The 6,035-nt window shown below is 72.6% G+C and carries 4 protein-coding genes; 1 reads left to right on the top strand and 3 read right to left on the bottom strand.

The genetic code is table 11. From position 1 onward, the window contains the following. Window positions 1–56: 56 nt before the first annotated feature. Genes ACFWE2_RS10775 through ACFWE2_RS10765 form a run of 3 tightly spaced genes read right to left on the bottom strand, consistent with a single transcriptional unit; the run spans window position 57 to window position 5,068 of the window. Window positions 57–2,582, bottom strand: coding sequence for a dipeptide ABC transporter ATP-binding protein (locus ACFWE2_RS10775; RefSeq protein WP_377224218.1), 2,526 nt, complete (start codon window positions 2,580–2,582; stop codon window positions 57–59). After that, entirely contained in the window at window positions 2,579–3,526 is a 948-nt protein-coding gene (locus ACFWE2_RS10770; RefSeq protein ID WP_377224217.1) for an ABC transporter permease, read from the bottom strand. Before ACFWE2_RS10770 ends, ACFWE2_RS10775 begins: the two co-directional genes overlap by 4 nt. Before the next feature lie 24 nt (window positions 3,527–3,550). Beyond that, window positions 3,551–5,068, bottom strand: a complete 1,518-nt coding sequence (locus tag ACFWE2_RS10765) for an ABC transporter substrate-binding protein (RefSeq protein ID WP_377224216.1) — start codon at window positions 5,066–5,068, stop codon at window positions 3,551–3,553. A 36-nt stretch (window positions 5,069–5,104) separates the two neighbouring features. Here ACFWE2_RS10765 and ACFWE2_RS10760 point away from each other — a divergent pair, with 36 nt between their 5' ends. Continuing rightward, complete coding sequence (locus ACFWE2_RS10760) at window positions 5,105–5,929, top strand: exodeoxyribonuclease III (protein WP_377224215.1); 825 nt, start codon at window positions 5,105–5,107, stop codon at window positions 5,927–5,929. Window positions 5,930–6,035: the final 106 nt, after the last annotated feature.

The following is a 6,035-nucleotide window of genomic DNA, read 5'->3' as shown; positions in this document are numbered from 1 at the left end:
CCCTCAGGTCACTCAGGTGACCTGAGGGTCTGACACGTCCGCGGGTTTCTGACAGGTCAGCCGAGGAGGAGCGGGGTCGCATCGCGGAGGCGGCGCGTGTACTCGTGCTGCGGGGTGTCGTAGACCTGGGCGGTGGGGCCCTGCTCCACGATCAGGCCGTCGCGCATCACCGCCACGTGGTCGCAGACGTGCCGCACCACCCCCAGGTCGTGCGAGACGAGCAGCAGCGTCAGGGCGTGCTCGTCCGCGAGCCGGGCGAGCAGGTCCAGCACCTGCCGCCGGACGGAGACGTCGAGCGCGCTGACCGGCTCGTCCGCCACTAGGACGCGCGGCCGGCACACGAGAGCCCGCGCGATGGCGATGCGCTGGCGCTGCCCGCCCGAGAACTGGTGCGGGTACCGCTCGGTCGCGTCGAGCGGCAGGCCGACGGCGTCCAGCATCTCCCGCACCGTGTCCCGGCGGGCAGACGCGGTCCGCGGGCCGCCGGCCCGGACGTTCGCGAGGTTGAGGAGCGGCTCCGCCACGATGTCACCCACCGTCATGCGGGGGTCGAGCGAGCTGTACGGGTCCTGGAAGACGACCTGCAGGGCCGCACGCAGGTCGCCGAGCCCTGCCGTACCCGCAGCCGCACCGCCGGCCGAGCCCGCCGAGACCCCGTCCGCGCCGATCCGCACCCCGGCGCTCGTGACGTGTCCCGACGTCGGCCGGTCCAGCCCCGCCACGATCCGCAGCAGGGTCGACTTGCCCGAACCGGACTCGCCCACTATCCCGAACCGCTGTCCCTCCTCGACCTCCAGCGAGACGCCCCGCAGCGCGTGCACCACCTCGCCGCGGCTCGGATAGGTGCGGGTCACGCCCGCGACACGGATCAGCGGCTCTCTGGCCTCCTGGACGGCGGCCGCCGGCCGCGGCTCCAGGGTCGACGCCGCCAGCAGCCGCTTCGTGTACTCGTGCCGCGGGTTCGCGAAGACCTCGGCGACGGGGCCCTCCTCGACCACCACACCCTCGAGCAGCACCACCACCCGCTCGCACACCTGGGACACCACGGCCAGGTCGTGCGTGATGAACAGCAGCCCAGCACCCCGGTCCTCGACGAGCCGAACCATCAGGTCCAGCACCTGCCGCTGCACGGTGACGTCGAGGGCCGTCGTCGGCTCGTCCGCCACCAGCACGGCCGGGTCGTTGGCCAGCGCCATCGCCAGCCCCACCCGCTGGCGCTGCCCGCCGGACAGCTCGTGCGGGTAGCGCCGGGCGGCGCCGCTCGGCAGGCCCACCTCGGCGAGGAGCTCGGCGGCCCGCCGCTCCGCCGTCCGGCCCGTCGTGCCGTGCAGCGTCATCGCCTCGGCGACCTGACGGCCGACCCGCATCAGCGGGTTCAGCGCTGTCATCGGCTCCTGGAAGACCATCGACATCGCCGCGCCGCGCAGCCGGGCCATGGCCTGCTCGCCCCGGTCCAGGAGGTTCCCGGGCACGCCCGCGAGCCGCACCTGGCCGGTGGCCGTCACGCCGTCGGGCAGCAGGCCGAGCGCCGCGAGCGCCGTCATGGTCTTGCCCGAGCCGGACTCGCCGATCAGGCCGACGCGTTCGCCGGGGGCGACCCGGAGGGTGACGTCGGTCAGGAGCCGGCGGCCGCTGGTGGTGCGGACCGTGAGGTCGCGGAGGTCGAGGGCGGTGGGTTGCCGGGTCGCGACGGGCTCGGCCGGTGGGCGGGCCGGCTCGGCCGGCGGACCGGGCTCGACCGACGCGGAGGTGGCGGTCGGGGCGAGGCGGGGGTCGAGGACGTCGCGCAGACCGTCGCCCAGCAGGTTGAACCCGAGCACCGCCACCGCGATCGCGACGCCGGGCACGATCGCGAGATGGTCGGCGACGCCGAGGAACTGCTGCGACTCCTGCAGCATGCGGCCCCACGACGGCGTCGGCGGGGGTGTGCCCAGGCCGAGGAAGGACAGCCCGGCCTCGGCGAGCACGGCGATCGCGAAGTTCACGGAGCACTGCACCAGCACCATGCCACCGATGTTGGGGAGCACGTGCCGTGCGGCGATCGCGAGCTCGCCGCGGTTCGCCGCCCGGGCGGCGAGCACGTAGTCGGAGCGCACGACCTGCAGCGTCCCGCCGCGTGCGACGCGGGCGAAGGCGGGGATCGAGCCGATGCCGAGCGCGACCATCGCCGTCACGGTGCCCGCTCCGTAGACGGCGCCGAGCACTATCGCGAGCAGCAGCCCGGGGAAGGCGAGGAGGATGTCGCTGCCCCGCATCAGAAGGGTGCCGAGCCGCCCGCCGCGCATCCCCGCGAGCACGCCGAGCGGCACGCCGACGACCGCCGCGATGCCCACCGCGACCAGGCCGACCAGCAGGGTGATCTGCGCGCCCGCCATGACCTGCGAGAGCACGTCGCGGCCGAACCGGTCGGTACCGAGCCAGTGCCCGGCCCCTGGCGGGAGGAGGCGTTCGGCGCCGGCGTGCTCGGGGTCGTACGGCGTCCAGACGAGCGAGACCAGGGCCGTGACGACGACCAGCCCGACCAGCACGGCGCCGATCGCGAACTGGGGGTGCATGCGCGCGCGGGGAGACCGGCCGGTCATGACGCCCTCCTGAGCCGGGGGTCCAGCAGGGTGTAGGCGAGGTCCACCAGGAAGTTCAGCAGCACCACGAGCACGACGAGCACCGCCACCACCGACTGCACGGCGAGCAGGTCGCGGTTGCCCACCGAGTCGAGCAGCAGGCTGCCGAGACCGGGCACGGCGAACACCCGCTCGATCACGACGGCGCCGATCAGCATGGACGCGATCTGCACGCCCACGACGGTCACGATCGGCACGCCGGCGTTGCGCAGCCCGTGCCGCACCAGGGCGCCCGTGAAGGTGAGCCCCTTGGCGCGGGCGGTCCGCAGGAAGTCCTCGCGCATGATCTCCAGCACGGCGCTGCGTACGTAGCGCGTGATGATCGCGGCCTGCACGGAGCCGAGCGCGAGCGCGGGCAGCAGCACGTGCCGCCAGAACTCCCCGAACCCGTCCACGGGCGCCGTCCACCCGCCCGACGGCAGCCAGCCGAGCCGCACCGCGAACAGCGCCACGAGCAGCACGCCCACTAGGAAGTTCGGCACGGCCACGCCCACCTGGCTCACCGCGGACAGCGCCACGCCGCCCGCGTTCCGGTGCCAGACGGCGGCCAGCGTGCCCACCGGCACCGCGACCACCAGGGCGATCAGCATGCCGAGCAGCACGAGGATGCCGGTCACCTGCACCCGGTCGGCGACCAGGGGCGTCAGCTCCTGCGACGTCACGTAGCTCGTGCCGAGGTTCCCCGTGAGCAGGCCGCCGATCCACTCGAGGTACTGGGACACGAGCGGCCCGTCGGTGCCGTGCTCGGCCCGCCAGGCCGCGAGCGCCTCAGGAGACGCCTCGATCCCGAGCGCGACGACGGCGGGGTCACCGGGCAGCACCCGCAGCAGCACGAAGATCGCCGCCGTCGCCACGAGGAGCGTGGCGAGGAGCTGGGTGACGTGCGAGGCGAGTCGTCTGGCCACGTGCGGTTCCCGGCGGTGGCCGGGTCAGCTCTCCGACCAGCGCAGGCCGGTCAGGTCCATCGACTCGGTGGTCGCGTTCGCGGCGATGCCCGCAAGGCCGGCGTCGGCCACCACCGTGTTGGGGAAGAGGAAGAGCGGGTCGCTCGCGGCGTCGTCGACGATCATCCGGGCGACCTCCTGCATGCCGGCGACGTACTGGTCCGGGCTGCTCCGGTCGGCCTCCTCCGCGACCTCGGTGACCCGCGGGTTGTCGTAGCCGATGTAGTAGTCCGGGTCGCCGAAGATCGTCAGCATGTCCCGGGCCTCGGTGTGGAGGATCACGGACATCTGGTAGTCGTGCTCGGTGAACACCTTGTCCAGCCAGACCGCGGGAAACTCCGCGGGGACGATCTCCGCGTCGATGCCGACGTCCTTGAGCTGCGACACCACGACCTGCGCGACCGCCTCCGCGTACGGACGGGTCGGGACGTCGAACGTGATGCTCAGGTCCTCGGCGCCGGCCTCGGCCAGGAGCTCCCTTGCGCGGTCGGGGTCGTACGGGTAGGCGTCGGTCAGGTCCTGGTAGTACGGGTCGGTGGGCGGCACCATCGAGCCGATGAGCTCGCCGTGTCCCGCCCACGCGGTGTCGAGCACCGCCTTGCGGTCGATCGCGTGCATGACCGCGCGGCGCACCCGCAGGTCGTCGAAGGGCGGTTCGGCGTTGTTCAGCGCGAGCAGGACCTCGCCCGTCGACGTGCCGTCGACGACCTGGAGGTCCTCGTCCCGCTCGAGGCCGGCCAGCAGGTCGGGGGCCTGCAGGTTGTACGCCATGTCGATGTCGCCGGCGCGGACGGCGTTGGCCTGGGCGTTCGCGTCCGCGAAGTAGCGGACGGTGATGTCCTGGATCGCCGGCGCCTCGCCCCAGTAGTCGTCGCGGGCGGCGAGCGTGATGCGGTCGCCGGGGGCGACCTCCTCGACCGTGTAGGGGCCGGTGCCGACCGTCTCCGTCGCCAGGTCGGCGGACAGGTCGTCGGGGAACATGGCACCCACCGACGTGCCCATGTCGAAGAGCCAGGAGTTGCTCGGGTGCTCGAGGGTGACGGCGACCTCGGTGTCGCTCTTCGCCTCCGCCTTCCGCACGACGTCCATCTTGGACCTGAGGCTCAGCGTCCAGTCGTCCTGGACCCGCTCGATCGAGGAGACGACGTCGTCCGCGGTGAAGGGCGAGCCGTCGGAGAACGTCACGCCCTCGTGCAGCGTGAACGTGTAGACGGTGCGGTCCCCGTTGACCTCCCACGACTCGGCGAGCTGCGGCTGCACCTCGCCCTCCTGGTCGATGGTCACCAGGCCCTCGTACACGTTGTTCATCAGCAGCTGCGGGATCGCCGAGCCCGACGTCGTGGTGAAGTCGAGGTTGGTTGGTTCCCCGGTCAGGCCGACGACGACGTCCGTACGTGCTCCTCCGGTGCCCGCGCCGGAGCCGGCCGAGCAGGCCGCGACCAGGCCCGCTGTGGTCAGGGCGACGACGACGCCGACCGCGCGGCGCCTGGTGAGGATCTGCACGTCACCAGCGTAGTCGGGTGAACATAGGGTGGGACCGTGCGCCTCGTCACCTGGAACGTCAACTCCATCCGTACGCGCGTCGACCGCGTGCTCGCCTTCCTCGACCGGTCCGGGGCCGACGTCCTGGCCATCCAGGAGACCAAGTGCCGGGACGACCAGTTCCCGACCGCGGCGTTCGAGGCCGCCGGCTACGAGGTGGCGCACTTCGGGCTGTCGCAGTGGAACGGCGTGGCGATCGTGTCGCGGGTCGGCCTGACCGACGTCGCCACCCAGTTCCCCGGTCAGCCGGGCTTCGCCAAGGCGATCATCGAGGACGGCCCGGACCCGCTGCTCGACGTCGTCCCGCCGCTCGAGGCGCGGGCGATCGGCGCGACCTGCGGCGGCGTCCGCGTGTGGAGCCTGTACGTGCCCCACGGCCGCGCGCTCGGCGACCCGCACTACACCTACAAGCTGGCCTGGCTGGAGGCCCTACGCACGTCCGCGCAGACCTGGGCCGACGCCGGTGACGCCGTGGCGCTCATGGGCGACTGGAACGTCATCCCGCTCGACACCGACGTGTACGACGTGGCGGACTTCGCCGGGAAGACGCACGTCTCCCAGCCGGAGCGGGACGCGTTCGACGCCTTCGCCGAGGCGGGGTACACGGAGCTCACGCGCAAGTTCCTCCCGGAGGAGCGCACCTACACCTACTGGGACTACCAGCAGCTCGCGTTCCAGCGGAACAAGGGGCTGCGGATCGACTTCTGCTGGGCGTCGCCCGCCGTCGCCGGCCGCGCATCTGGCGCCGTCATCGACCGGGACGAACGCAAGGGCAAGGGCGCCTCCGACCACGTCCCGGTGATCGTCGACCTGGCCGACTGAGCAGCCCGCCCACGGCGCAGGAGGCGCCGAGGTTCCACCCGGGATGGGGAAATCAGCGGGCGAAATTGTCCGTAAAGAGGGTGCACCACAGGCGTACCTCGTCCTG

This window comes from Promicromonospora sp. NPDC060271 (assembly GCF_042726755.1).
Lineage (GTDB): Bacteria > Actinomycetota > Actinomycetes > Actinomycetales > Cellulomonadaceae > Promicromonospora.
This window is presented reverse-complemented; position numbering and strand designations above follow the sequence as displayed.

What these genes read in the sequence shown, in the direction of transcription:
- ACFWE2_RS10775 (WP_377224218.1), bottom strand. Translation starts at nt 2,582, where the DNA reads ATGACCGGCCGGTCTCCCCGCGCGCGCATGCACCCCCAGTTCGCGATC.